Origin of the sequence: Pseudomonas sp. TH32, from assembly GCF_016650855.1 — a bacterium.
GTDB lineage: Bacteria > Pseudomonadota > Gammaproteobacteria > Pseudomonadales > Pseudomonadaceae > Aquipseudomonas.
Map to the genome: position 1 here is coordinate 5,812,946 of NZ_JAEKFA010000002.1, position 23,744 is coordinate 5,836,689.

22 protein-coding genes are annotated in these 23,744 nt (G+C 61.8%); 8 read left to right on the forward strand and 14 right to left on the reverse strand.

All coding sequences use genetic code 11. The annotated features are described in order from the left end of the window. Positions 1–58: 58 nt before the first annotated feature. Positions 59–652 carry a putative adenosine monophosphate-protein transferase Fic gene (locus JFV30_RS30330; RefSeq protein WP_010168949.1) on the reverse strand — a complete coding sequence of 198 codons (594 nt, stop codon included), beginning with the start codon at positions 650–652 and terminating at the stop codon, positions 59–61. Next, positions 652–822: a YhfG family protein gene (locus JFV30_RS30335; protein WP_003213201.1), complete on the reverse strand. Its 171-nt coding sequence runs from the start codon at positions 820–822 to the stop codon at positions 652–654. Before JFV30_RS30335 ends, JFV30_RS30330 begins: the two co-directional genes overlap by 1 nt. Positions 823–1,031: 209 nt before the next feature. Between JFV30_RS30335 and JFV30_RS30340 the strand changes: the two genes are divergently transcribed. Together JFV30_RS30340 and JFV30_RS30345 are read left to right on the forward strand one after the other, a co-directional pair. Then, complete coding sequence (locus JFV30_RS30340) at positions 1,032–2,969, forward strand: RecQ family ATP-dependent DNA helicase (protein WP_201125891.1); 1,938 nt, start codon at positions 1,032–1,034, stop codon at positions 2,967–2,969. Positions 2,970–2,992: 23 nt separating this feature from the next. Further along, the gene (locus JFV30_RS30345; RefSeq protein WP_201125892.1) at positions 2,993–3,424 is read left to right on the forward strand and encodes an acyl-CoA thioesterase; all 432 of its coding nucleotides are present in this window, start codon (positions 2,993–2,995) and stop codon (positions 3,422–3,424) included. 132 nt (positions 3,425–3,556) lie between these two features. Here the strand turns inward: JFV30_RS30345 and JFV30_RS30350 are convergent, their stop codons facing one another. The 4 genes from JFV30_RS30350 to JFV30_RS30365 all read right to left on the reverse strand — a co-directional run bounded on the left by JFV30_RS30350 (position 3,557) and on the right by JFV30_RS30365 (position 8,435). Then, on the reverse strand, positions 3,557–4,036 hold the full coding sequence (locus tag JFV30_RS30350) for a glycine zipper domain-containing protein (protein ID WP_010168957.1): 480 nt from the start codon (positions 4,034–4,036) through the stop codon (positions 3,557–3,559). Between the two features lie 231 nt (positions 4,037–4,267). Further along, positions 4,268–6,616: an FdhF/YdeP family oxidoreductase gene (locus tag JFV30_RS30355; RefSeq protein ID WP_010168960.1), complete on the reverse strand. Its 2,349-nt coding sequence runs from the start codon at positions 6,614–6,616 to the stop codon at positions 4,268–4,270. Next, positions 6,613–7,452 carry a formate dehydrogenase accessory sulfurtransferase FdhD gene (fdhD, locus tag JFV30_RS30360; RefSeq protein ID WP_201125893.1) on the reverse strand — a complete coding sequence of 280 codons (840 nt, stop codon included), beginning with the start codon at positions 7,450–7,452 and terminating at the stop codon, positions 6,613–6,615. The genes JFV30_RS30355 and fdhD overlap by 4 nt, the downstream gene beginning before the upstream one ends. Before the next feature lie 95 nt (positions 7,453–7,547). After that, entirely contained in the window at positions 7,548–8,435 is an 888-nt protein-coding gene (locus tag JFV30_RS30365) for a LysR family transcriptional regulator (protein ID WP_201125894.1), read from the reverse strand. A 159-nt stretch (positions 8,436–8,594) separates the two neighbouring features. Between JFV30_RS30365 and lysM the strand changes: the two genes are divergently transcribed. Further along, a complete protein-coding gene (gene lysM, locus JFV30_RS30370) occupies positions 8,595–9,035 on the forward strand; it encodes a peptidoglycan-binding protein LysM (RefSeq protein ID WP_010168967.1) in 441 nt (146 codons plus the stop codon). A 58-nt stretch (positions 9,036–9,093) separates the two neighbouring features. Here the strand turns inward: lysM and yrfG are convergent, their stop codons facing one another. Beyond that, positions 9,094–9,756, reverse strand: a complete 663-nt coding sequence (gene yrfG / locus JFV30_RS30375) for a GMP/IMP nucleotidase (protein ID WP_010168969.1) — start codon at positions 9,754–9,756, stop codon at positions 9,094–9,096. A gap of 87 nt (positions 9,757–9,843) precedes the next feature. Between yrfG and nudE the strand changes: the two genes are divergently transcribed. Both nudE and cysQ read left to right on the forward strand, forming a co-directional pair. Next, positions 9,844–10,410, forward strand: coding sequence for an ADP compounds hydrolase NudE (gene nudE, locus JFV30_RS30380; RefSeq protein ID WP_201125895.1), 567 nt, complete (start codon positions 9,844–9,846; stop codon positions 10,408–10,410). After that, positions 10,407–11,243, forward strand: coding sequence for a 3'(2'),5'-bisphosphate nucleotidase CysQ (gene cysQ / locus JFV30_RS30385; RefSeq protein WP_201125896.1), 837 nt, complete (start codon positions 10,407–10,409; stop codon positions 11,241–11,243). The genes nudE and cysQ overlap by 4 nt, the downstream gene beginning before the upstream one ends. A gap of 127 nt (positions 11,244–11,370) precedes the next feature. On the opposite strand, the gene JFV30_RS30390 is transcribed toward cysQ, so the two are convergent. Genes JFV30_RS30390 through rfbB form a run of 7 tightly spaced genes read right to left on the reverse strand, consistent with a single transcriptional unit; the run spans position 11,371 to position 18,455 of the window. Continuing rightward, the gene (locus JFV30_RS30390; protein WP_177075932.1) at positions 11,371–11,826 is read right to left on the reverse strand and encodes a YiiD C-terminal domain-containing protein; all 456 of its coding nucleotides are present in this window, start codon (positions 11,824–11,826) and stop codon (positions 11,371–11,373) included. Between the two features lie 27 nt (positions 11,827–11,853). After that, positions 11,854–13,239 carry a sigma-54-dependent transcriptional regulator gene (locus JFV30_RS30395; RefSeq protein WP_201125897.1) on the reverse strand — a complete coding sequence of 462 codons (1,386 nt, stop codon included), beginning with the start codon at positions 13,237–13,239 and terminating at the stop codon, positions 11,854–11,856. After that, the gene (locus JFV30_RS30400; RefSeq protein WP_029615810.1) at positions 13,236–15,044 is read right to left on the reverse strand and encodes a sensor histidine kinase; all 1,809 of its coding nucleotides are present in this window, start codon (positions 15,042–15,044) and stop codon (positions 13,236–13,238) included. The genes JFV30_RS30395 and JFV30_RS30400 overlap by 4 nt, the downstream gene beginning before the upstream one ends. 36 nt (positions 15,045–15,080) lie before the next feature. After that, positions 15,081–15,962 carry a dTDP-4-dehydrorhamnose reductase gene (gene rfbD / locus JFV30_RS30405; RefSeq protein WP_201125898.1) on the reverse strand — a complete coding sequence of 294 codons (882 nt, stop codon included), beginning with the start codon at positions 15,960–15,962 and terminating at the stop codon, positions 15,081–15,083. Beyond that, positions 15,959–16,504 (reverse strand): dTDP-4-dehydrorhamnose 3,5-epimerase, encoded by a 546-nt coding sequence (gene rfbC / locus JFV30_RS30410; protein ID WP_201125899.1) that lies wholly within the window; start codon positions 16,502–16,504, stop codon positions 15,959–15,961. Before rfbC ends, rfbD begins: the two co-directional genes overlap by 4 nt. After that, positions 16,501–17,376 carry a glucose-1-phosphate thymidylyltransferase RfbA gene (gene rfbA / locus JFV30_RS30415; RefSeq protein ID WP_201125900.1) on the reverse strand — a complete coding sequence of 292 codons (876 nt, stop codon included), beginning with the start codon at positions 17,374–17,376 and terminating at the stop codon, positions 16,501–16,503. Before rfbA ends, rfbC begins: the two co-directional genes overlap by 4 nt. Continuing rightward, positions 17,373–18,455 carry a dTDP-glucose 4,6-dehydratase gene (gene rfbB / locus JFV30_RS30420; protein ID WP_201125901.1) on the reverse strand — a complete coding sequence of 361 codons (1,083 nt, stop codon included), beginning with the start codon at positions 18,453–18,455 and terminating at the stop codon, positions 17,373–17,375. Before rfbB ends, rfbA begins: the two co-directional genes overlap by 4 nt. Positions 18,456–18,634: 179 nt before the next feature. Here rfbB and JFV30_RS30425 point away from each other — a divergent pair, with 179 nt between their 5' ends. The 3 genes from JFV30_RS30425 to aguA all read left to right on the forward strand — a co-directional run bounded on the left by JFV30_RS30425 (position 18,635) and on the right by aguA (position 23,661). Next, positions 18,635–21,544 (forward strand): aminotransferase, encoded by a 2,910-nt coding sequence (locus JFV30_RS30425; protein WP_201125902.1) that lies wholly within the window; start codon positions 18,635–18,637, stop codon positions 21,542–21,544. A 125-nt stretch (positions 21,545–21,669) separates the two neighbouring features. Beyond that, positions 21,670–22,548: an N-carbamoylputrescine amidase gene (aguB, locus tag JFV30_RS30430; RefSeq protein WP_010168983.1), complete on the forward strand. Its 879-nt coding sequence runs from the start codon at positions 21,670–21,672 to the stop codon at positions 22,546–22,548. A gap of 6 nt (positions 22,549–22,554) precedes the next feature. Next, entirely contained in the window at positions 22,555–23,661 is a 1,107-nt protein-coding gene (gene aguA, locus JFV30_RS30435) for an agmatine deiminase (protein ID WP_169386619.1), read from the forward strand. The last annotated feature ends 83 nt before the right edge of the window (positions 23,662–23,744 follow it).

Genomic DNA, 23,744 nt, shown 5'->3' on the forward strand with positions numbered 1-23,744 from the left:
TCATGGGCGAGACAGGTCAACTGATCGTTCCCATGCGGAGCGTAGGAAGCGATCGATGTTAGCGCGGGGTGCTGATGCACCGTTCGAAAATCGCCTCCAACCCCCGGTAATCACACGCCACCGCATCAATGTTCGCTGGTATCCACGCTGCGTTCTTCACCAGCCACCAGTTCACTGAAAACCCGGCATTCACGATGATCTGCTCGAACAGAATCCGCTGCGCCCGGCCGTTCCCTTCGCGAAACGGGTGGATCACGTTGAGGTCGCCATAAGCCTCGGCGATCTGTGTCACCAACTCGGCCTGGGTAACGCCGACAAACCAGTTGGCCTGCGCCATGTGCTGGATGATCTTTGCGGCTTCGGGCGGGATACGCTCTGGTGTGCAGAACAGTGTGTCGCCTTTCTGGATGTTGACCGTACGCAGTTCGCCGGCCCAGTCGTAGATGTCTCCGAACAGGGTGCGGTGGATGTGTTGCAGGCGTTCAAGGTCGTAGGGTGGGGGAAACAGTGGCAGGCTGCCTACGGCAATTTCAGACAGTTCCCGCTCGGCCTGGTGCAGGCGCTCTTCGTCGAACAAATCCAGGCGGTTACGCAGGACGCTGCTACCGGGGTAGCAGTACGGGTCCTGGCCCACGCCGTATTTGTCGAGCATCAGCGTGGGGTATTGCGGTACTTGGCGAGGACGGCTTCGCGGGTCGGCAGGGGCTTGTCGACGTCGGCGGGCTGGGTGTCGAACCCTTCCAGGCGCAGGCTGGCCAGGTAGTTGGATCGGCGGATCTTGTCGTAGTGATCCTGTTTTTGCTCAAACGTCAGTTCGGCCATGCCAGCGTCCTCTCGGTGCGAAGCTTGATTGTAGCGCAATGGGTTTCGAGATGCGTCCTGCGCGAGGTTGGAACGTTTCCTACTGGTGCCTACTCCATTGCCCAGGCTGTGTATCATCCTGACTCTTTTTAACTTGCGACCTTTCTCGATTCGCTGAATGCGCTGGTCTATGTTTTGGGCTCGTTCAGCGGTCAATGGAGTGACAGCTTATGCACAACACCCTCCAACAGGTCTTTGGTTATCCACAGTTTCGTTTGGGTCAGGAGGCGGCGATCAGCGCCGTGCTGGCCGGCCGTTCGGCGGCGGCGATTTTCCCCACCGGTTCCGGCAAGTCCCTGTGCTATCAACTTTCCGCTGTGTTGCTGCCGCATCTGACGCTGGTGGTGTCGCCGTTGCTGGCGTTGATGCAGGACCAGTTGGGTTTCTTGCAGCGCCACGGTATTTCTGCTGGCAGCATCGATTCGGCCCAGAGCCGGGATGACGCCAATGACGTCATGGCCCGGGCGCGTTCGGGCGAGCTGAAGATCCTGATGGTTTCCGTGGAGCGCTTGAAGAACGAGCGCTTCCGCAATTTCCTGCAAAGCGTGCCGATCTCGCTGCTGGTGGTGGACGAGGCTCACTGTATTTCCGAATGGGGCCACAACTTTCGCCCGGATTACCTGAAGCTGCCGGACTACCAACGCCAGTTCCGCATCCCCCAGGCGCTGCTGTTGACCGCCACGGCCACGCCCAAGGTGATCGCCGACATGCAGGCCAAGTTCGCCATTGCGCCGGACGATGTGATCACCACGGGCTTTTACCGCGCCAACCTCAACCTGCTGGTAGAGCCCGTCGCCGGCCAGGACAAGCGTCGACGCCTGGTGGCCTGGATGAAAGAGCGGGCCAATCAGCCGAGTATCGTCTACGTCACCCTGCAGAAAACCGCCGAACAGATTGCCGAGCATCTGAATCGCAACGGCATCCAGGCCGAGGCTTACCACGCAGGGTTGCCCAACGATAAGCGTGAGGGCATTCAGCGGCGATTCATGGGCGGCCAGTCCAATTGCATTGTCGCCACGATTGCCTTTGGCATGGGCATCGACAAAAGCGACATTCGCAACGTGGTGCACTTCGACCTGCCCAAATCCATCGAGAATTACAGCCAGGAAATCGGTCGTGCCGGACGTGATGGGCAGCCGTCTGATTGTCTGGTCTTGGCTAACCGTGACAGCCTCAATATCCTGGAAAACTTTGTGTACGGCGACACGCCGGAGCAGGAAGGCATTCGCCGCGTCCTTGAGGAGATACAGGCGGCCCGTGCTGAAGGGCAGTGGGAGTTTCTACTCCGCTCTCTTTCGGACCACAGCAACATCCGCGAGCTGCCGCTGAAGACCTTGCTGGTGCAGCTTGAGCTCAAGGGCGTGATCGCGCCGCGCTATGCGTTTTACGCCGAATACCGCTTCAAGTACCTGATTGAGCCTGAAGCACTGCTGGCACGTTTTTCCGGCGAGCGGCAGCAGTTTGTCGCGGCAATTATCCAGGTCTGCAAACGGGCAAAAACCTGGGCGACGGTGGATTTCGACGCGCTTTATCAGCAGCATCAGGCCGAGCGCAATCGGGTGGTGAAGGCCCTGGATTACTTCCAGGAACAGGGCCTGATCGAGATGGAAAGCAAGCAGATGACCGAGGTTTACGGCCTGCTGAATACCGACTTCGATCCACACGCGCTGAGCACGGAGTTATACACAGGCTTCAAGCAGCACGAGGTGACAGAGGTGGCGCGGATTCACGCCATGCTGGATCTGTTCGCCACAGAGGAGTGCCTGGGTTACCGCCTGGCGCACTATTTCGGCGATGAAAACGCGCCCCGGCAATGCGGGCATTGTTCGGTGTGCCACGGTAACGTTGCACACTTGCCAGCGCCGCCGAGCTTGCCGCCGCTTGTGGATAAAAACTTCCAGGCGCTGTGCGGTGAATTTATCCACAGGCATCATGAGTACAACGGCCACTTGCCGGGCGCGGAGCGCTTGACACGGTTCCTGGGCGGGATCAGCGTGCCGTTGTTTACCAAGCTCAAGGCGAAGAGCATTCCAGGCTTCGCTGCGCTTGAGGAATATCCCTATGCCGAAGTGCGGGAATGGGCTGAAGCTCATTTGGACGACTTGTAAATTCACTGACCCGAGATTTGCCCATGTCTGACTCAATGCCGCAGCGCGCCGACTACCGTCACTTCCAGCCGATCATCACGCGCTGGCACGACAACGATGTGTATGGCCATGTGAATAACGTCACCTACTACAGCTTCTTCGACACGGCGGTAAATACCTACCTGATCGAGGAGGGCGGATTGGATATTCATGACGGCGAGGTGGTGGGTTTTGTGGTGAGTTCGGCGTGCGATTACTTCGCGTCGATTGCCTTTCCGGACCGCATCGAGATCGGCCTGCGGGTGGGCAAGTTGGGCAACAGTTCGGTGCAGTATGAGCTGGCGGTGTTCAAGGCTGGCGAAGAGGACGCCTGTGCTGCGGGGAGGTTTGTGCATGTGTTCGTGGACCGGGCGTCGAACCAGCCGGTAACGATTCCAGAAGCGCTGCGAGGTGCCTTGCAGCGCTTGGTGGCTTAACGCCGCTTATGTGGGAGCTGGCTTGCCTGCGATAGCATCGCCGCGATTTGGCTGATACACCGAGGCGACTGCATCGCAGGCTAGCCAGCTCCCACACTATTTTGCTGCGTTATCCGGAAGGTATTTCCAGTCTTAGCGGTGGCGATAGTGATGCTTGTTCTTGCGATGCCCATAAGCATGCCCGCGCCCGCGATGGTCATCGCGATCATAGCGGCGGTCGTCGCGCCCGCGGTAACGACGGTCGTCGTCATCGCTCTTGTTGCCCATGTAGTTGCCCAGCGCGCCACCGGCGCCGCCGCCGGCTGCTGCGCCGATCAGGCTGCCGGTGCTGCCGCCGACACTGCGGCCCACCACGTTGCCGCCGGCCGCGCCCAATGCGCCGCCAATGGCCGCTTCGCCACGGCTGCGCTTGTCTGCGCCGACCGCACTGCCGCCGGCGCCGCCGAGGGCTGCACCGATGGCCGAACCGGTGTTACCGCCCAACTGCTGACCTACGACCGAACCTAAAACCCCGCCCAATGCGCCGCCCACACCGGCTTCGGTGGTGCCACCGGCCATGGCTGCGCCACTGACCAGGCCAAGGGACAACAAGAGAATCGAGGAGAACTTCATAGAGGAACCTCAAGAGGATGACGGCGCGATCCTGAGGTTGTATCGAGGCGGAAACAATCGAAACCCGACCAGTGGTATGGGTTGTATACAATTCTATAAGTTGTTGTTTTTTATCGGGAACTTAAGTCGTTTTTGCGAGTCTTTAGTTACTTCGGAACGGCCGCTTTTATGCAAAAGCGGCCTTTTTTGTGCCCGTGAAAAACTCGGGTGCTGCCTGTGGCGAGGTGTCGCTTAGGCCGATTTCGCCATGATCAAGCCGGTCGCACTCGCTGCTTCCAGGCGAATCGCCACGAATTTCGACGTTGGGGTATGGCTGCCATCCCCGGTGCTTTCCAGCGGCACCAGCGGGTTCACTTCCGGGTAATACGCCGCAGCTTGCCCGGCCGGAATATCAAACGCCAGCAAGGTAAAGCCCTTCACCCGACGCTCACGGCCGTCATCCCAGATCGACACGATGTCGGCCTTCTGCCCCGGCTTGAAGCCCAGGCGGATGATGTCGGCTTCATTGACGAACAACACATCCCGTTGGCCCTTGACCCCGCGATAGCGGTCGTCCAGGCCATAGATGGTGGTGTTGTACTGATCGTGGGAGCGCATCGACTGCATGATCAGATCCGGCAGTTGCCCGGTGTTGCGGGTGCGTTCGTGCACCAGATCCTTGGGCAGGATGTTCGGGCGGAAGTTGGCGCGGCCCGACGGGGTATTCCAGCGACGTGCGCCGGCGGAGTTGCCCAGGTAGAAACCGCCCGGGTTTTTCAGGCGTTCGTTGAAGTCCTTGAAGCCCGGAATGGTGTCGGCGATCAGGTCGCGAATGCGGTCGTAATCGGCCACCAGCCAGTTCCAGTCCACCGGCTTGCTGCCCAGGGTTGCGGCGGCAATGCCAGCGAGAATCGCAGGCTCGGATTTCATCTGCTTCGACAGCGGCTGCAGTTGCCCATTGGAGGCGTGGACCATGCTGAACGAGTCTTCCACGGTCACCGCTTGCGGGCCTTCGGCCTGTATGTCGATGTCGGTACGGCCCAGGCACGGCAGGATCAATGCGTCTTTGCCGTGCATCAGGTGGCTGCGGTTGAGCTTGGTGCTGATCTGCACGGTCAGGTCGCAATTGCGCAGCGCTTCAAAGGTGCGCGGGCTGTCCGGCGTGGCTTGGGCGAAGTTGCCGCCCAGGCCGATAAACACTTTGGAGCGGCCTTCGAGCATGGCGTGGATTGCTTCCACCACGTTATGACCGTTGTCTCGCGGTACCTGGAACTGGAAGCGACGCTCCAGGGAATCAAGGAACGCCACCGGTGGCCGTTCGTTGATGCCCATGGTGCGGTCGCCCTGCACGTTACTGTGGCCACGCACCGGGCACAGGCCGGCGCCTGGGCGTCCGATATTGCCGCGCAGCAGCATCAGGTTGGCGATTTCCTGGATGGTCGGCACCGAGTGGCGGTGCTGGGTGATGCCCATCGCCCAGCACATGATCACGTTCTTGCCTTTGGCGTACATGCGCGCCGCTTGCTCGATCTCCACCAGGGTCAGGCCGGACTGTTCGACGATTTCATCCCAGGAGGTGTCGTCGATCTTGCCCAGGTAATCCAGCACGTTGGCGGTGTGTTCATTGAGGAAGTCGTGGTCGAACACGGCCTCTTTGCCTTCGGCCTGGGCCTGGCGTTCCCACAGCAGCAGGAATTTCGCCATGCCGCGCAGAATGGCCATGTCGCCACCCAGTGCCGGGCGGAAGTAGGCGGTGTTGGTCGGCTTGTCGCCGTTGGTGAGCATTTCCAGCGGGTGTTGCGGGTGCTGGAAGCGCTCCAGCCCACGCTCTTTCAGCGGGTTGATGCACACCACCTGGGCGCCACGTTTTACCGCTTCGCGCAGCGGTTCGAGCATCCGTGGGTGGTTGGTGCCCGGGTTCTGGCCCCAGACAAAAATCGCGTCCGCATGTTCGAAGTCATCGAAGGTCACGGTGCCTTTGCCCACGCCGACGCTTTGCGCCAGGGCCACGCCGCTGGCTTCGTGGCACATGTTCGAGCAGTCCGGGAAGTTGTTGGTGCCGTAGGAGCGCACGAACAGTTGATACAGATAAGCCGCCTCGTTGCTGGCCCGGCCCGAGGTATAGAACTCGGCCATGTCCGGATTTGGCAGTGCATTGAGGTGCTTGCCGATCAGGTCGAACGCCGACTCCCAACTGATGGGCTTGTAACGGTCGGTTTCGGCGTCGTAGCTCATTGGCTCGGTCAGGCGGCCCTGATACTCAAGCCAATAGTCGCTCTGCTCCAGCAGCGCGCTGACGCTGTGCTTGGCGAAGAATGCCGCGTCGACCCGACGCTTGGTGGCTTCCCAGTTGACCGCCTTGGCGCCGTTCTCGCAGAACTTGACCATGCCGCTTTCCGGCGAGTCGCCCCAGGCGCAGCCCGGGCAGTCGAAGCCGCCGTTCTGGTTGGTCTTGAGCATCATGCGGATGTTTTTCAGCGCGTTGTCACTGGTCAGCCAGGCTTGCGCCACGCTGATCAGTGCGCCCCAGCCACCGGCCGGGCCTTTGTAGGGCTTGTAGCGCGGGGTGGGTTTGTCGTCGGCTTGATGATGAGTGCTCACGCTTGATTCTCCATCGCAGGGCTATAGACCCGCGGCGCACTTTTCTGCGGCAGGTGGATGAGATTGAGGTTGTGCCGGCGGGCCCATTGCAGGGCCAGGCCGGTGGGCGACGAAAGGCTGACCAGGGTCTGGATGCCTGCGCGCAATACTTTCTGGATCAGTTCGAGGCTGCAGCGACTGGTGACAATCGCCAGGCCGCCGTCGGTCGGAATCTTTTGGCGGATCAGCGCGCCGATCAGTTTATCGAGGGCGTTATGCCGGCCGATGTCTTCGCGGCCCAGCAGCAATTCACCCTGGTTGTTCATGAACACCGCCGCATGCACCGCGCCGCTGTATTGGCCCAAGGGCTGGAACGCGCTGATGCGCTGGCGCAGGCCCTCCAGCCATTCGGCGGGCGGCAGGGGCGCGCCGGGCAGCACCTTGAGGTTGGGCAGCGCCTGTTCCACCGCTTCTACGCCGCACAGGCCACAGCCGCTGGTGCCCGCCAATTGCCGGCGCTGCTGTTTCATGTTCCAGAAGGCACGGCTGGAGATCTGCACCTGCGCGTATTGGGTCGAGCCCGACCCGCTGATTTTCAGGTCATAAATGTCGCTAACGTCTTCGATAATGCCGCTACCGACGCTGAAGCCGACAATAAAATCTTCAAGGTCGGTCGGCGTCACCAGCATCACCGCCTGGCTGATGTCGTTGTAGGCAATCGCCAACGCCACTTCTTCGGCGAGCGCGGTGCTGGCCGATTCGGTGTGTTCGAGATTACAAAACTGGTAGCTCTGGCTGGCGGCGGGCGCGGGCGTTTCGAGGGCGGGCGCCGCGCAAACTGGGCGCTGGGCGTTCATTGGGCATTACCACCGGGAGTATTCAGCTGTAAGACTAGGCGCGACAAAGGGTCGCGTCTAATCGTCAGTACTGATCTACCGATAGATGACGTCGATCAAGGCGCCGGCAGCGATTTCTGATACAGCGCAAAACAGGCTTCTGCCAACGCAGAACGCGGTGCGCTGCGACGCATGATCAGCCCCAGGCGGGCCAGAGTGTGAGCGTCTTCAATGGGTTGCAGGCGCAGGTGCTCGGTGAGCGCATCGAGGCCGCCGTGCAGCGGCATCACCGCGCAGCACAGGCCGCCGTGCACGGCTTGTAACAATTGATGGACGGCATCGGTCTGCAACAGCGGCTGCGGGTTGAGGCCGCGGCTGTGGAAATTGTGGTCGATGGACTGGCGAAAGTGCATGCCGCTGGTGAGCATGCCCAAGGGCAGTTCGATCAGCGCTTCCCAGCTCAGGGGCTTGTCACCGAAGCTGAAGAACCGTTGGTCGTACAGCAGACCCATGCGGGTTTCGCCCAGGGCCAGGGAGTCGAAACGCTCGGCGTCCAGGCGTTCGAGGTACGACACGCCGAGGTCCAGGCGGTTGCTCGCCAGTTGTTCGAGGATTTGCTCGGAACTCAGGGCTGACAACTCGAAGCGCAGGCTCGGGTGCTCTTTATGCAGTTTCTGCATCAATGCCAGCGGATCGAAGCTCGACAACGGCACCACACCCAGGCGCAACGTACCCACCAGGTTGCCGCGACAGGCCGCCGCTTCGGCCTGCAGACCGTCGTACGCCGCCAGCACCGTGCGTGCCCAGGCCAACACGCGTTCACCCGGAGCGGTAAAGCCTTCGAAGCGCTGGCCACGATTGACCAGCGGAAGATCAAGCTCTTCTTCCAGGCTGCGCAGGCGCATCGACAGGGTCGGCTGGGTGATATGGCAGCGTGCAGCGGCCTGGCCGAAGTGACGGGTTTCGTCGAGGGCGATGAGGAATTTCAGCTGCTTGATGTCCATCTTCGCTCCAGTGCGTTGTCCAAGTGGGGATTCTAGCGCGTTTGGGTCTGTGGTCAGGAGCGGTAGGAGTTATCCGGTCTTTGGTCAGGCAGGAACCCAATTCTGTAGGACTGGTCTAGTCTTTGGCATCTGGAATTCATATCCCAAGGAGAGCGCACCATGAGTATTTTCAGTTTTGTTAAGGAAGCAGGCGAGAAGTTGATTGATCTGTTGACGCCGGGTAATGCCAACGCGAGCGAGCAGTTGAAAGATCACGTGGCCAAGGTCGGGTTGGGTAACCCCAATGTGCAAACCACCGTTGACGGTGACAAGGTGACCGTGACTGGTGAAGTCGCCAGCCAGGAAGAGAAAGAGAAAATCCTGTTGGCGCTGGGCAACATCGCTGGCGTTGCGAGTGTTGATGACCAGATCACCGTGTCCGGTCCAGTTGTCGCTGCAGCCCGCTTTGTAGTGGTGAAAAAGGGCGACACCCTGAGTGCGATTTCGCTGGCGGTGTATGGCAACGCCAACCAGTACAACAAAATCTTCGAGGCCAACAAGCCGCTGCTGTCCCATCCGGACAAAATCTACCCAGGGCAGACGCTGCGTATTCCTGAGTAATACGCGGACCAAATGTGGGAGCGAGCAAGCCCGCTCCCACATTGGATCTTCAGCGTTATTACAAACCTACGATCAATTCCCGGTAATCCCCAACTGCTGCAAACTCCGCCGTGTCCTTAGGCCCCTTCCGGCTGTCCGGTTCTTTCACGGCCAGCAAATGCCCTACGCCAAAATCCCGGGCACTGCGCAGGATCGGCAAGGTGTCATCGATAAACAGGCTACGGGCCGGGTCGAAGGCGATGTCGGCGTGCAGGGCGTCCCAGAACTGCGGGTTTTCCTTGGCGAAACCGTAGTCATGGGAACTGATCAACCGCTCGAAATAAGGCGCCAGTTCGATGCGCTCCAACTTTAACGACAGCGAATCCCGATGGGCATTGGTGATCAGGATCACCCGCTTGCCGGCCTGTTTGATTGCCGCCAGGAAGGTATCGGCGTCCGGGCGCAAGGCGATCAGGTGAGCGGTTTCCAACTTGAGTTCACGTACCGGGATCTTGAGTTCGGCGCTCCAGAAATCCAGGCAATACCATTGCAACTGTCCGGCGTTACGCTCAAACAGCGGCTGCAACTCCATTTCGGCCATGGCCCGGCTCACGCCATGCAGTTCGGCGTAGCGCTGGGGCAGGTGCTCCATCCAGAAGTGGTTGTCGAAGTGCAGGTCGAGCAAGGTGCCGTCCATGTCCAGCAGGACGGTGTCGATGGCGTGCCAGGGCAGTGGAGGCATAAAGAACACTCATGTAAGAAAAGATATCCGACACAGACAATCGGAAAAGCCACGGTATAGTAACCCGATCACGCCAAGGAGCCGCTTATGCGCCAGAAACCCACCGTCCTCGCCCGCGAAATAGTCGCCAGTAGCCGTTTGTTCCGCGTGGAGGAGTTGCAATTGCGCTTTTCCAATGGCGTGGAGCGGACCTACGAACGCCTGGTGGGCAGGGGAGCCGGTTATGGCGCGGTCATGATCGTGGCGATGATCGACTCGGACCATGCGCTGTTGATCGAAGAGTATTGCGGCGGCACCGACGAGTACGAACTGTCATTGCCCAAGGGCCTGATCGAGCCGGGTGAAGACGTGTTGGCAGCGGCAGACCGGGAGCTCAAGGAAGAAGCCGGTTTTGGCGCCCGCCAGTTGGAACACATCACCGAACTGTCGCTGTCCCCCGGCTACATGAGCCAGAAAATCCAGGTGGTACTGGCCACCGAACTGTACGAAGAGCGCCTGGAAGGCGATGAGCCGGAGCCGATGCGCGTTGACCGGGTGAACCTGCGGGAGCTTTCGCAGTTGGCGCAGAACGAGCAGTTCAGCGAGGGCCGCGCCTTGGCGGCGCTGTATCTGGTACGCGACCTGTTGACCCAGCGTGGAGCGTTCCAGCCATGAGCGAACTGTTCCTGGGTCACCCGTTTATTGCCCCCGTGATTGAATTGGCCCGCCAGGCCGGCGAGGTCATCCTGCCGTATTGGCGTGCCGACGTGGCCGTGACCACCAAGACCGATGATTCACCGGTCACCGCCGCTGACCTCGCCGCCCACCATCTGATCCTCGCCGGGCTTACGGCCCTGGACCCGAGCATTCCGGTGCTGTCGGAAGAAGACGCCGATATCGACCAAAGTGTGCGCGCTGGCTGGCAGCGCTGGTGGCTGGTGGACCCGCTGGATGGCACCAAGGAGTTCATCTCCGGCAGCGAGGAGTTCACCGTCAACATCGCCTTGATCGAACAGGGCCGCGTGGTGTTCGGCGTGGTATCGATGCCTACCAGTGGTCGGTGCTACTTCGGTGGTGCCGGCCTGGGCGCCTGGCGCTCCGATGTGAGTGAGCCGCCCAAACAGATTCAGGTGCGCCAGACGCCCGCAGCGGGTGAGGCGTTTACCGTGGTTGCCAGCCGTCGGCACAGCAGCCCCGAGCAGGAGCGTTTACTGGCCGGTTTGAGCGTGGGATTGGGCGAATTGAAGCTGGCAAATATCGGCAGTTCGTTGAAGTTTTGCCTGCTGGCCGAAGGCAGCGCCGACTGCTACCCGCGCCTGGCGCCGACCTCGCAGTGGGATACCGCTGCGGCACAAGGCGTGCTGGAAGGGGCGGGCGGTGAAGTGCTTGAACTGGATGGGCAGCCGTTCAGTTACCCGGCGCGGGAGTCGCTGTTGAATCCGTTTTTCCTGGCGTTGCCAGCCAAGGCCGAGTGGCGTGAGCGGTTGCTGACCCTGGCCCAGTCTTAAACCAAACACCGATCAATTGTGGGAGCTGGCTTGCCTGCGATAGCGGTGGGCCAGCCAACAAAAATATCGACTGACAGTACGTTATCGCAGGCAAGCCAGCTCCCACAGTGGTTATGGGTAATGGCTTCTAGCGGTGCAGGACGTACTGCCCGGTAAAGGCCACGGCCCGCTCTTCACTGCCCTCGTTGACGATCCACGTCTCCAACGCCAAGCGCGCCCGGCCGTAACGCTTGTAGGTGGCCAAAAACCGCTTCCACACCTTTTCATCAGGTGCCTGGCACACCGCCGTCGCATCCGTGGTCACCGGCAGCGGATAACTGATCTGCCCTTCCTGAATCACGATGTGCCCGTCTTCGATTCCTTCCTCGCGCAACTGCAAATGCAGCCAACCCCAGCCCGCCAGTACGGCGCCGCAATACAGGCTGCCGCCAAACATGGTGCTCTTGTGGTTGATGTTGGCGTCCAGCGGCAAGCGCAGTTGCAGTTGCCGGTCCTGCCAGTCGAGCACCTTGAGGCCCATTTCCCGGGTCAGGGGAATGTCGTGGTGAAGGATCGATTCCAGGTAACGGCTATCGCGACTCATGGTGGCCTCGTGGCAGGGGGAAAAGGGTCATTCGTCGTCAGCGTGACTGTTGCCGCTGTCGGCGAAATTCAGCCCGTGCTTGCGCAGTTTGTCGTGCAGAGTCTTGCGCGGTACGCCCAGGGCTTCGGCGAGGCTGCGCATGGAGTTGTGGCTGCGTGCCAGTTCGGCGGCGATCAGGCTTTTTTCAAACTGCTCGACCTGTTCGCTCAACCCGCCGGGCGTGCTGGTCAGGACGCCGGCCGAAGGGTTGTCCGGGGTGCTGTCCAGCGCCAACTCAAGGCCCAGGGCGAAACGCTCTGCGGCGTTTTGCAGCTCGCGCACATTGCCCGGCCAGCTGTGACGCAACAGCAGCGCGCGTTGCCCCGGTTGCAGCTCTTTCATGGGTAGCCCGTGGCGGGTGCTGGCTTCGTCGGCAAAGTGCTGGAACAGCATCAGCGCATCCTCGCCCCGCTCGCGCAGTGGCGGAATGCGCAGCGGCGCGACGTTGAGGCGGTAATACAAGTCGGCCCGGAAGCGCCCCTGGTCGGCGGACTGGCGCAGGTCTTCCTTGGTGGCGGCGATGATGCGGATATCCAGCGGGATCAACTGATTGCCCCCCAGACGTTCCACCACGCGCTCCTGCAACAGCCGTAGCAGTTTGACCTGCACATCCAGGCTCATGCTTTCGATTTCATCCAGAAACAGCGTGCCGCCGTTGGCGAATTCGAACTTGCCGATGCGCCGCTTCTGGGCGCCGGTAAAGGCTCCCGGCTCATGCCCGAACAACTCGCTTTCCACCACCGACTCGGCCAACGCCCCGGCGTTGATCGCCACGAACGGGCCGCTGCGGCGGTTCGACAGGTCGTGCAGCGCACGCGCCACCACCTCTTTGCCAGCGCCGGTCTCGCCGAGAATCAGCACATCTGCCTTGGTCGCCGCCAGCGCGCCGATCTGCTCGCGCAGGCGCAGCATCTGCGGTGAGTGCCCCACCAGGCGCGTGCTCAATTGCTGGCGGTCACTGAGGGCCAGGCGCAGGCTGCGGTTGTCCAGCACCAGGCGGCGCAGGGCCAGGGCGCGGCGCACGCTGTCGAGCAGGGCGTCGCTGGCGAAGGGTTTTTCCAGGAAATCATAGGCGCCGGTCCGCATGGCTTGCACCGCCAGCGGCACGTCGCCGTGGCCGGTGATCAGCAGCACCGGCAGCTCCGGGTCCTGGGCATGAAGCTCCCTCAACAGTTCCAGGCCGTCCATGCCGGGCATGCGAATGTCGCTCACCACCACCCCTGGCCAATCCCGGGACAGGCGCGACGTCAGGCCCTGGGCTTCGCCGAGGGTCAGGACCTTCAGCCCGGCCAGGTCCAGGGTCTGGCACAGGGCCTGACGCAGGTGTGGATCATCGTCGATCAACACCACCTGAATCTGGTTATCGATACTCATACACTGCGGTCCTCGGACGGTTGCAGACTGACACCCGGTGCTCCGGCGCGCAGTTTCAAGGTTAACAGCGCGCCACCTTCCTTGTGATTGGCGAACAACAGTTCACCGCCAAAGGCGCGCATCAGGGTGTCGCAGATCGCCAGGCCCAGCCCCAGGCCCTGGGTGCGGGTCTTGGTGGTGTAGAAGGGCTCGCTGGCGCGGCCGAGGGCTTCCATGCAGAACCCCGGGCCGTTGTCGCGAATGTACAGGTTGACGCCCTGTTCGGTGGTCTGGGCACTCAACCAGAGTTTTCGCGGCGGGCCTTTTTCGGTCAGGGCGTCCAGGGCATTGGCCAACAGGTTGCCCAGCACCTGGCGCAGGCGGGTTTCCCCGGCGGCCACCCACAAGGTTGCCTCGGGCAGGTCGCGGATCAGCTCCACTTCCATCGCCCGCCGCCGTTTGGCCAGCAGCGCCAGCGCATCGTCCAGCGCCGGTTGCAGGGCCACGCTCTCCGGCGCGTGCCGGTCGCGCCGGGCGAAGGCGCGCAAGTGGGCGATGATCGAGGCCATGCGTCCGGTCAATTCGCTGATCAGCTTGAGGTTGCCACGGGCGTCGTCGGTGCGCTCGTGGTCGAGCAAAATCCCGGCGTTTTCCGCGTAGCTGCGAATCGCGGCCAGCGGCTGGTTAAGCTCGTGGCTGATGCTCGCCGACATGGTGCCCAGCGCCGATAACTTGCCGGCCTGTACCAAATCATCCTGGGCGCGCACCAGTTCCTGCTGGGCATGTTCACGCTCCAGCACTTCCTGTTTCAGGCGTCGGTTGAGGCCTTCGAGGTCGCTGGTCCGTTCGATCACGCGCATTTCCAGCTCGCGACGGGCCTTGGCTTCGAAGGCAATGCGCTCCAGGTAGTGACGACGGCGCTGCATCATCAGGCCGAGCAACAGCATCAGCACCAGCAAGGTGGCGCCCCCTACCGCAACCACGGTACGCACCGGGCGGCTGATTAACGTGCGTGGGGCGAGAATTTCGACCTTCCAGCCGGTTTCGGCGATGTCGGTGGACTGGCGCACCCAGGCAGTGGAGCTGAGGTTCAGCGGCTGCGGGTCGCGGGTCGGGTAAGGCTGGATGGCGATGATGGCGCGGCGTTCTTCGTCGGTCAGCGGCCGAGTGGCGCGGAATCGCCATTGCGGGCGCGACGTGAGGATCACCACGCCGTTGTGGTCGGTCACCAGCAGTTGTTCGGGTGTATTGCCCCACAGGCTTTCGGTGTGGTCCAGGTCGACCTTGACCACCAGCACGCCGATGATCGTGTCGCCATCGCGCACGGCGGCTGCGAAGAAGTAGCCGCGCTTGGCCGAGGTGGTGCCCAACCCGAAGAATCGCCCCAGGCGCCCGGCCATGGCTTCGCTGAAGTAGGGACGGAAGGAAAAATTACGCCCGACGAAGCTGTCCTGTTTGTCCCAATTGGACGCGGCGAGGGTCTTGCCGGTGGTGTCCATCAGGTACATCACTTCCACCCCGGCCTGGGCGGCGACGTCCTTGAGCAGGTGGTTGGCGTTGACCAGGTTGGTGCTGACGTGAGGTGCGTCGATGGCGGTGCGCAGGGCCGGCAGGTCGCCGAGGATCTGCGGCAACACTTCGTAGCGATGCAGGGTGCCCAGCAGGTTGGCGACGTAGAGGTCCAGCGTCTGGCGGTTCTGCCCGGCCAGTTCGCTGCGGTAATAACGCTCGGCCAAGTGCTCCAGAGGCCACAACAGCGGTGCCAGGCAAAGCGCCAGCAAGGCCAGGCTGCGCCAGCGGGGTCTTCGCGGAAGGGGTGGAGTCATGGGAGTCGTGCGCCTGTGGGTACAGGCGCATTATGCCTACGCCTGCTCGGCAAGACACTCGCGCAATGCGTCGTGCCATTGCGGCTGCGAGACGTGCCACTGTTGTTGCAGGCGGCTGCAATCCAGGCGCGAGTTCAGCGGGCGCTTGGCGGGCGTTGGATAGGCGCTGGAAGGGATCGCCTCCAGTTCGGCGCACGCCTTGCCTTCGATGCGCAATTGCTCACCAATGGCCTGGGCAAAGCCGAACCAGGAGGTCTCGCCCTGGGCGGTCAGGTGGTAGATGCCCCAAGCCCCGGCCTGGCCCGCTTGCCAGTGTTCGATCAGCGCGCGTGTACTGTTGGCGATGGTGCCGGCCCAGGTCGGTGCACCGATCTGGTCGGCAACGATGCGCATCTGCGGTTTTTCCTGCAGCAGGCGTTGCATGGTCAGCAGGAAGTTCTTGCCGTGGGTCGAGTAGACCCAACTGGTGCGCAGAATCAGGTGCTCACCGCCGACGGCTGCGATCGCCTGTTCGCCTGCCAGCTTGCTCGCACCGTAGACGCCCAGCGGGTGGGTGGCATCGTCCTCGTTGTAGGGTGCGGCCTTGCTGCCGTCGAACACGTAGTCGGTGGAGTAGTGGATCAACGGAATGCCCAGCGCCGTGGCTTCCTCGGCGAAGACGCCGGGGGCCGTGGCGTTGATGGCGAAGGCCACGTCCGGCTCGCTCTCGGCTTGATCGACGGCGGTGTGGGCGGCGGCGTTGATGATCAAGCCCGGGCTATGGGCGCGCACTTGCTGGCGGATTTGCTCGGGATGCGTCAGGTCAAGCTGATCGCGGCCCAGCACGATCAACTCGCCCAGGCCCTGGAGGCGCTGTTGCAGCTCCCGGGAGACCTGGCCGTGCTGGCCGCTGATGAGGATCTTCAACGGGGCGCTCATGGGAACAGGTCGGCTTCTTTCAGGCTTTTACCGTTTTGGTCCTTGGCGGACAAGGTTGGCGTGCCGGTCAGTTGCCAGTCGATGTTGAGCTCTGAATCGTCCCAGCGAATGCATCGTTCGGCTGAGGGTGTGTAGTAGTCGGTGGTTTTATAGAGGAATTCGGCGTAGTCGCTGAGCACCACAAAACCATGGGCAAATCCCGGTGGAATCCACAACTGGCGATGATTCTCGGCAGACAAGCGCACGCTCGCCCATTTGCCGAAGTGCGGTGAGCTGTGGCGGATATCCACCGCCACGTCCAGCACTTCACCGGCGGTTACACGCACCAGTTTGCCCTGGGCGTGCTGTACCTGATAGTGCAGGCCACGCAGCACACCTTTTTGCGAGCGCGAGTGGTTGTCCTGCACAAAATCTTGTTGCAAGCCGGTCGCCTGGGCGAAATCCCGGGCGTTGAAACTCTCATAAAAAAAACCGCGTTCATCGCCAAAAACCTTCGGTTCGATGATCAAGACACCGGGAAGCTCAGTGGCGATTACATTCATTTAGTTTCCCCAGCGAGAGTGAACAAGTATTGACCATAGCCGGTTTTGCCAAAGTATTTGGCCCGTTCCAGCAAATGGTCGCGGTCAATCCAGCCGTTTTCGTAGGCGATTTCTTCCAGGCACGCCACTTTCAACCCCTGGCGGTGCTCGATGGTCTGCACGTACGTCGAGGCTTCCAGCAGGCTGTCGTGGGTACCGGTGTCGAGCCAGGCGAAACCCCGGCCAAAACGTTCCACATGCAGGTCGCCACGCTTGAGGTAGGCGTTGTTGACGTCGGTGATCTCCAGTTCGCCACGTGGTGATGGCTTGACCGCCTTGGCGATCTTGATCACGTCGTTGTCGTAGAAATACAGGCCGGTCACCGCATAGCTGGATTTTGGCTTGGCCGGTTTTTCTTCGATGGACAAGGCTCGGCCTTGAGCGTCGAAATCGATCACGCCGAAACGCTCCGGGTCCTTGACCCAGTAGCCGAAGACGGTGGCACCGGATGGGCGCTCAGCGGCCGTACGCAGTTGGTCGCCGAAGTGTTGGCCGTGGAAGATGTTGTCGCCCAGGATCAGGCACACCGGATCATCACCGATGAACTCTTCACCAATCAAAAACGCTTGTGCCAAACCATCCGGCGACGGTTGTTCGGCATAGGTGAAGCGCACGCCAAACTGGCTGCCATCACCCAGCAGATTGCGGTACTGCGGCAAATCCACCGGCGTGGAGATCACCAGGATTTCCTTGATTCCGGCCAGCATCAACACCGAGATCGGGTAGTAGATCATCGGTTTGTCATACACCGGCAACAATTGCTTGGAGACGCCCAGGGTAATGGGGTGCAAACGGGTGCCGGAGCCACCGGCCAATACGATTCCCTTCATCATGCGATCAGATCCTTCATGTCAGTGTTGCCCAGTCGTTCGCCCTGATAACTGCCGTCCTGCACCCTGCGGCACCATTCCAGGTTATCGAGGTACCACTGCACGGTTTTGCGCAGGCCGGTTTCAAAGGTTTCCTCGGGCACCCAGCCCAGTTCGCGCTCGATCTTGCTGGCATCGATCGCGTAGCGCTGGTCGTGGCCCGGGCGATCCTTGACGAAGGTGATCAGGTCGGTGAATTTTTCGACGCCCGCCGGGCGCTGTGGCGCCAGCTCTTCCAGCAGGCCGCAGATGCTGCGCACCACGTCGATATTCTTCTGCTCGTTGTGGCCGCCGATGTTGTAGGTCTCGCCCACCACACCTTCAGTCACCACTTTGAACAGCGCGCGGGCGTGGTCTTCGACGAACAGCCAGTCGCGCACTTGCAGGCCATCGCCATACACCGGCAGGGGTTTACCCGCCAGTGCGTTGAGGATCACCAGCGGGATCAGCTTCTCTGGGAAGTGGAACGGCCCGTAGTTGTTCGAGCAGTTGGTCAGCAGCACCGGCAGGCCATAAGTGCGCTGCCATGCGCGCACCAGATGATCGGACGCGGCCTTGCTGGCGGAGTACGGCGAGCTCGGCGCGTAAGGTGTGGTTTCGGTGAACAGGTCATCGACGCCGTGCAGGTCGCCGTACACTTCATCGGTGGAAATGTGGTGGAAGCGGAAGGCGCTTTTGGCCGGCTCTTCGAGCGTCTGCCAATAGGCGCGTGCGGCCTCCAGCAGGCTGTAGGTGCCGACGATATTGGTCTGGATAAAATCCGACGGGCCGTCGATGGACCGGTCCACGTGGGACTCGGCCGCCAGGTGCATGATCGCGTGCGGCTCAAAGCGCGCCAGCACGGCACTGACGGTGGCCTGGTCGATGATGTCGGCCTGGACGAACTCATAGCGGCTATTGGTCGCGATGCTGGTCAGCGACTCAAGGTTGCCGGCGTACGTCAGTTTGTCGAGGTTGAGCACTTCGTGCCCGGTGTTTTGAATCAGGTGCCGGACCAGGGCGGAGCCGATAAATCCGGCGCCGCCGGTAATAAGAATGCGCATGTCGGAGGCCTTTTCCTTAGTCGGACATTAAGCAAATGGAGCATAGCTTGAGTTGTGGAGCGAGGTGGTGCAAGGGGCGAGGGCAATTTGCGTGCCGAAACACTGCATTCGCAGGGGTTGCGTAACCCCCGTCAACAATGGCGATATAAGCGCCTGATAAAAACACCAGGGGTCGTCACATGTTGCTCGCCACGTTGATTCATCGCGCCAGTCTGCCATGCCCGCAAGTAGGGCCGGAGCCTGCGGCGCAACTACTGGAGCAGCATTACGGCCTCGGCGGGGCGTTGCAGTCCCTCGGCAGCCAGCAAGACCTCAATTACCGCATCGACAGTGACCGAGGCCGCTTTGTGCTGAAAATCTGCCGGGGCGACTATGCCGCCGTCGAGTTGCAGGCCCAGCACGCCGCCCTCAAGCACTTGCAGGAACATTCGGACGTGCGGGTCCCCAAGGTGATCACGTCCCTTAACGGCGAAGAACTGCTGACCGAAACCGTCGCGGGGCACACCGTGCACCTGCGGTTACTGGACTACATCGACGGCCAGCCGCTCACTCACCTGCCTCATCTGGGCCGCGAGGTGATCGCAGGTTTCGGTGAACTGTGCGGGCGGATGAGCCTGGCGCTGGCCGGTTTCGAGCATCCGGGCCTGGAACGCACCCTGCAATGGGACCCGCGTCATGCCCTTGAGCTGATCAACCATCTGCTCTCGACCCTCGAGAACCTCCCCCAGCGGGCTGCGCTGGAGCAAGTGGCCGAGCAGGTGGAACGCCGTGTGCGGCCTTTGGCCGATCACCTGCCGTGGCAGGCCGTGCACATGGACATCACCGATGACAACGTGGTCTGGCAGCGCGACGCCCAGCGGCATTGGCAGGTGCAGGGTGTGATCGATTTCGGCGACCTGGTGCGCACCTGGCGCATTGCCGACCTGTCGGTGACCTGTGCGGCACTGCTGCACCATGCCGAGGGTGATCCGTTCGCCATCCTGCCGGCGATCCAGGCATGCCACGCGATTACCCCGTTGCAGCACGAAGAGCTGCAGGCGCTGTGGCCGCTGATCGTCGCGCGGGCTGCGGTGTTGGTGCTGAGCAGTGAACAGCAGCAGGGCCTGGACCCGGATAACGCCTACCTGCTGAAGAACGCCGAGCATGAGTGGGAAATTTTCGACGTGGCGACATCGGTGCCCTTTGAGCTGATGGAGGCGGCGATCCTGAGGAGTGTCGGTGCCCAGTTGCCGCCGATTGTCGGCGAAGGGTTTGCGCCGTTGCTGCCGGGGCTGGTTGGACGTGAGTTCGCGCTGATCGACCTGGGCGTGCTCAGCCCGCATTTCGAGGCGGGGAATTGGCAGCAGGAAGGTATTGATCGACGGCTTCTAGAGGAGGCGGCCCTGGTGCATGGGCTGGCCGCGAGTCGTTATGGCCAATATCGGCTGTCCCGCACCCAGCCGGACAGCGACGTCGAACCGGACACCTTCCCGCTTCACGTAGAGCTGCACATGCCCTTGGGCGCCACGGTGGAGGCACCGTTTGCCGGCACCTTGCGTTACGCCGCCGACGGCCTGCTGTGCCTGCACAGTGCGCAGTTGAGCGTTCGGTTGTGGGGAGTGAACGCCTTGTTGCAGCACGGCGCGGCGGTGGTAAAGGGCCAAGTGCTCGGCGAGGTTGTCGGCCCGCTGACGGTGCAACTGTGCCGCGCCGAGCTTGAGCCGCCGTTGTTCTGCACGCCGTCCCGGGCGCCGGCCTGGCAAGCGTTGTGCCCGTCCCCGGCCACCCTGCTGGGGCTGGCCTGCGACGCCGAGCCGGAGTTGGACCCCGAGGACCTGCTGGCCCGCCGCGACGCCAGTTTCGCCCGTTCGCAGAAGCACTATTACGTCGACCCGCCGCGCATCGAGCGCGGCTGGCGCAATCACCTGATCGACATGCAGGGCCGTTCCTACCTCGACATGCTCAACAACGTCGCGGTGCTCGGCCACGGTCACCCGCGCATGGCCCAGGTGGCAGCGCGGCAATGGTCGTTGCTCAACACCAACTCGCGCTTTCACTATGCGGCGATTGCCGAATTTTCCGAGCGTCTGCTGGCGCTGGCGCCGGATTCCATGGACCGGGTGTTCCTGGTCAACAGCGGCACCGAAGCCAATGACCTGGCAATCCGCCTGGCCTGGGCCTACAGCGGCGGGCGCGACATGCTCAGCGTGCTGGAGGCCTACCACGGCTGGTCGGTGGCGGCGGATGCGGTGTCGACCTCGATCGCCGACAACCCTCAGGCCCTGAGCAGTCGCCCGGACTGGGTGCACCCGGTGACCGCGCCGAACACCTATCGTGGCGAGTTCCGCGGGCAGGACAGTGCGCCCGACTATGTACGCAGCGTGGAACACAACCTGGCGAAAATCGCCGCGCAGAACCGCCAGTTGGCGGGCTTCATTTGTGAGCCGGTGTACGGCAATGCCGGCGGGATTTCCTTACCGCCGGGCTATTTGCAGCAGGTGTACGCCCTGGTTCGGGAGCGGGGTGGCGTGTGCATCGCCGATGAAGTGCAGGTGGGTTACGGCCGCATGGGCCATTTCTTCTGGGGCTTTGAAGAGCAGGGCGTAGTGCCGGACATCATCACCATGGCCAAGGGCATGGGCAACGGCCAGCCGTTGGGCGCGGTGATCACCCGCCGGGAAATTGCCGAGGCGCTGGAGGCCGAGGGTTACTTCTTTTCGTCGTCCGGCGGCAGCCCCGTGAGTTGCCGCATCGGCATGGCGGTGCTGGACGTGATGGAGGAAGAAAAGCTGTGGGAAAACGCCCAGGTGGTGGGCGGGCACTTCAAGGCACGGTTGGAAGCGCTGGTCGAACAGTATCCATTGGTGGGCGCGGTGCATGGTTCCGGGTTCTATCTGGGGCTGGAACTGGTCCGCGACCGGCAGACCCTGGAGCCGGCCACTGAGGAGACCGCGCGGCTGTGCGATCGGCTGCGGGAACTGGGAGTCTTCATGCAACCCACCGGCGACTATCTGAACATCCTCAAGATCAAGCCGCCGATGGTCACTTCCCGGCGCAGCGTGGATTTCTTCGTCGACATGCTGGCGAAGGTGTTGGAGGAAGGGCTGTAACAATAAACTCGATTGTTATCGGTAAAATATGATCATTTTTCGATTGGCGGATAACTATTAGCTTCAAAAGCCGATTTTTATCCGTTATAAAGGCACCCACTTGCCCGCCGCCGAGGAGATGATTCATGAGCCGTATCGTTACCGTTGCCGCGACCCAGATGGCCTGTTCCTGGGATCTTGAAGCCAATCTTGAAACCGCTGAAAGGCTGGTGCGCGAGGCGGCTGCCAGGGGCGCGCAGATCATCCTGATCCAGGAGCTGTTCGAGGCCCCGTACTTCTGCCAGAAGCCGAACCCGGACTACCTGCAACTGGCGACCACGGTTGAAGACAACGTTGCGATCAAGCACTTCCAGAACATAGCCCGGGAACTGCAAGTGGTGCTGCCCATCAGCTTCTACGAACGGGCGGGCCGCGCGCGTTTCAATAGCATCGCGATCATCGACGCCGACGGCTCCAACCTCGGGATTTATCGGAAAAGCCACATCCCGGACGGCCCGGGCTACCATGAAAAGTATTACTTCAACCCCGGTGATACCGGCTTCAAGGTATGGAATACCCGCTACGCGAAGATCGGCGTGGGCATCTGTTGGGACCAGTGGTTCCCGGAAGCCGCCCGCAGCATGGCGCTGCAAGGCGCGCAAATCCTGTTCTACCCGACCGCCATCGGCAGCGAGCCCCACGACAAGAGCATTTCGTCCCGCGACCACTGGCAGCGAGTGCAACAAGGCCATGCCGGTGCCAACCTGATGCCGCTGGTCGCCAGCAATCGCATCGGCAACGAAGCGCAGGACGGCTACGACATCACCTTCTATGGCTCGTCCTTCATCGCCAACCAATACGGCGAGAAAGTAGAAGAGCTCAACGAAACCGAAGAGGGCATCCTGGTGCACCGCTTCGACCTTGATGAACTTGAACACATCCGCAGCGCCTGGGGTTCGTTCCGCGACCGCCGTCCGAACCTGTATGGTGCGCTTAAAACCCTCGACGGTTCCCTGGAGTCCTGAATCGCCATGACCACTTTGCACAGCACCCCCCGCGCCGACGGCTTCTACATGCCTGCCGAATGGGCGCCACAGACCCAAACCTGGATGATCTGGCCCGAGCGCCCGGACAACTGGCGCCTGGGCGGTAAGCCGGCGCAGGCCGCTCACGTGGCGGTGGCCAAGGCCATCGCACGTTTTGAACCGGTGACCGTGGCGGTATCGGCCGGCCAGTATGAGAACGCCCGCGCGCGCCTCGACGTGCCGAATATCCGCCTGGTGGAAATGTCCAGCGACGACGCCTGGGTGCGCGACACCGGGCCGACCTTCGTGATCAACAACAGCGGCGAAGTGCGTGGCGTGAACTGGGACTTCAACGCCTGGGGCGGCTTTGATGGTGGCCTGTATTCGCCGTGGAATCGCGATTCCCAGGTGGGCGGCAAGATCCTTGAGATCGAGCGCAGCCCGCGTTATCGCACCGAAGGGTTTGTGCTGGAAGGCGGCTCGATTCACGTCGACGGCGAAGGCACCCTGATCACCACCGAAGAATGCCTGCTCAACCGCAATCGCAATCCGCACCTCGGCCGCGAGGAAATCGAAGCGGTGCTCAGTGCCAATCTGGCTGTGGATAAGATCATCTGGCTGCCGGACGGCCTGTTCAACGACGAAACCGACGGGCATGTGGATAACTTCTGCTGCTACGTGCGCCCGGGTGAAGTACTGCTGGCCTGGACCGATGACCCGCAAGACCCGAACTACGCACGCTGCCATGCCGCCATGGACGTACTGCAAAGCAGCACCGACGCCCAGGGCCGCTCGTTCACAGTGCATAAAATGCCGATCCCGGGGCCGCTGTACGCCACCGAGGAAGAATGCGCCGGCGTGGATCCGGTCGACGGCACCCAGGAGCGCAACCCCACCGTGCGGTTGGCCGGTTCCTACGTCAACTTTCTGATCGTCAACGGTGGCATCATCGCGCCGAGCTTCGACGACCCGCTGGACAGCCGCGCCAAGGAGATTCTGCAGAACCTGTTCCCGCAGCACGAAGTGGTGATGGTGCCTGGCCGCGAACTGTTACTGGGGGGCGGCAACATCCACTGCCTGACCCAGCAACAGCCGGCACCGCACAAAAACTGAGTGCACTTGTAACAGCCTGATGCCCGGTTGAGCGGCAATCGGGCGCGCCGCAGTTTGGGCGCTCACAGCAAGCCCACGGCCCG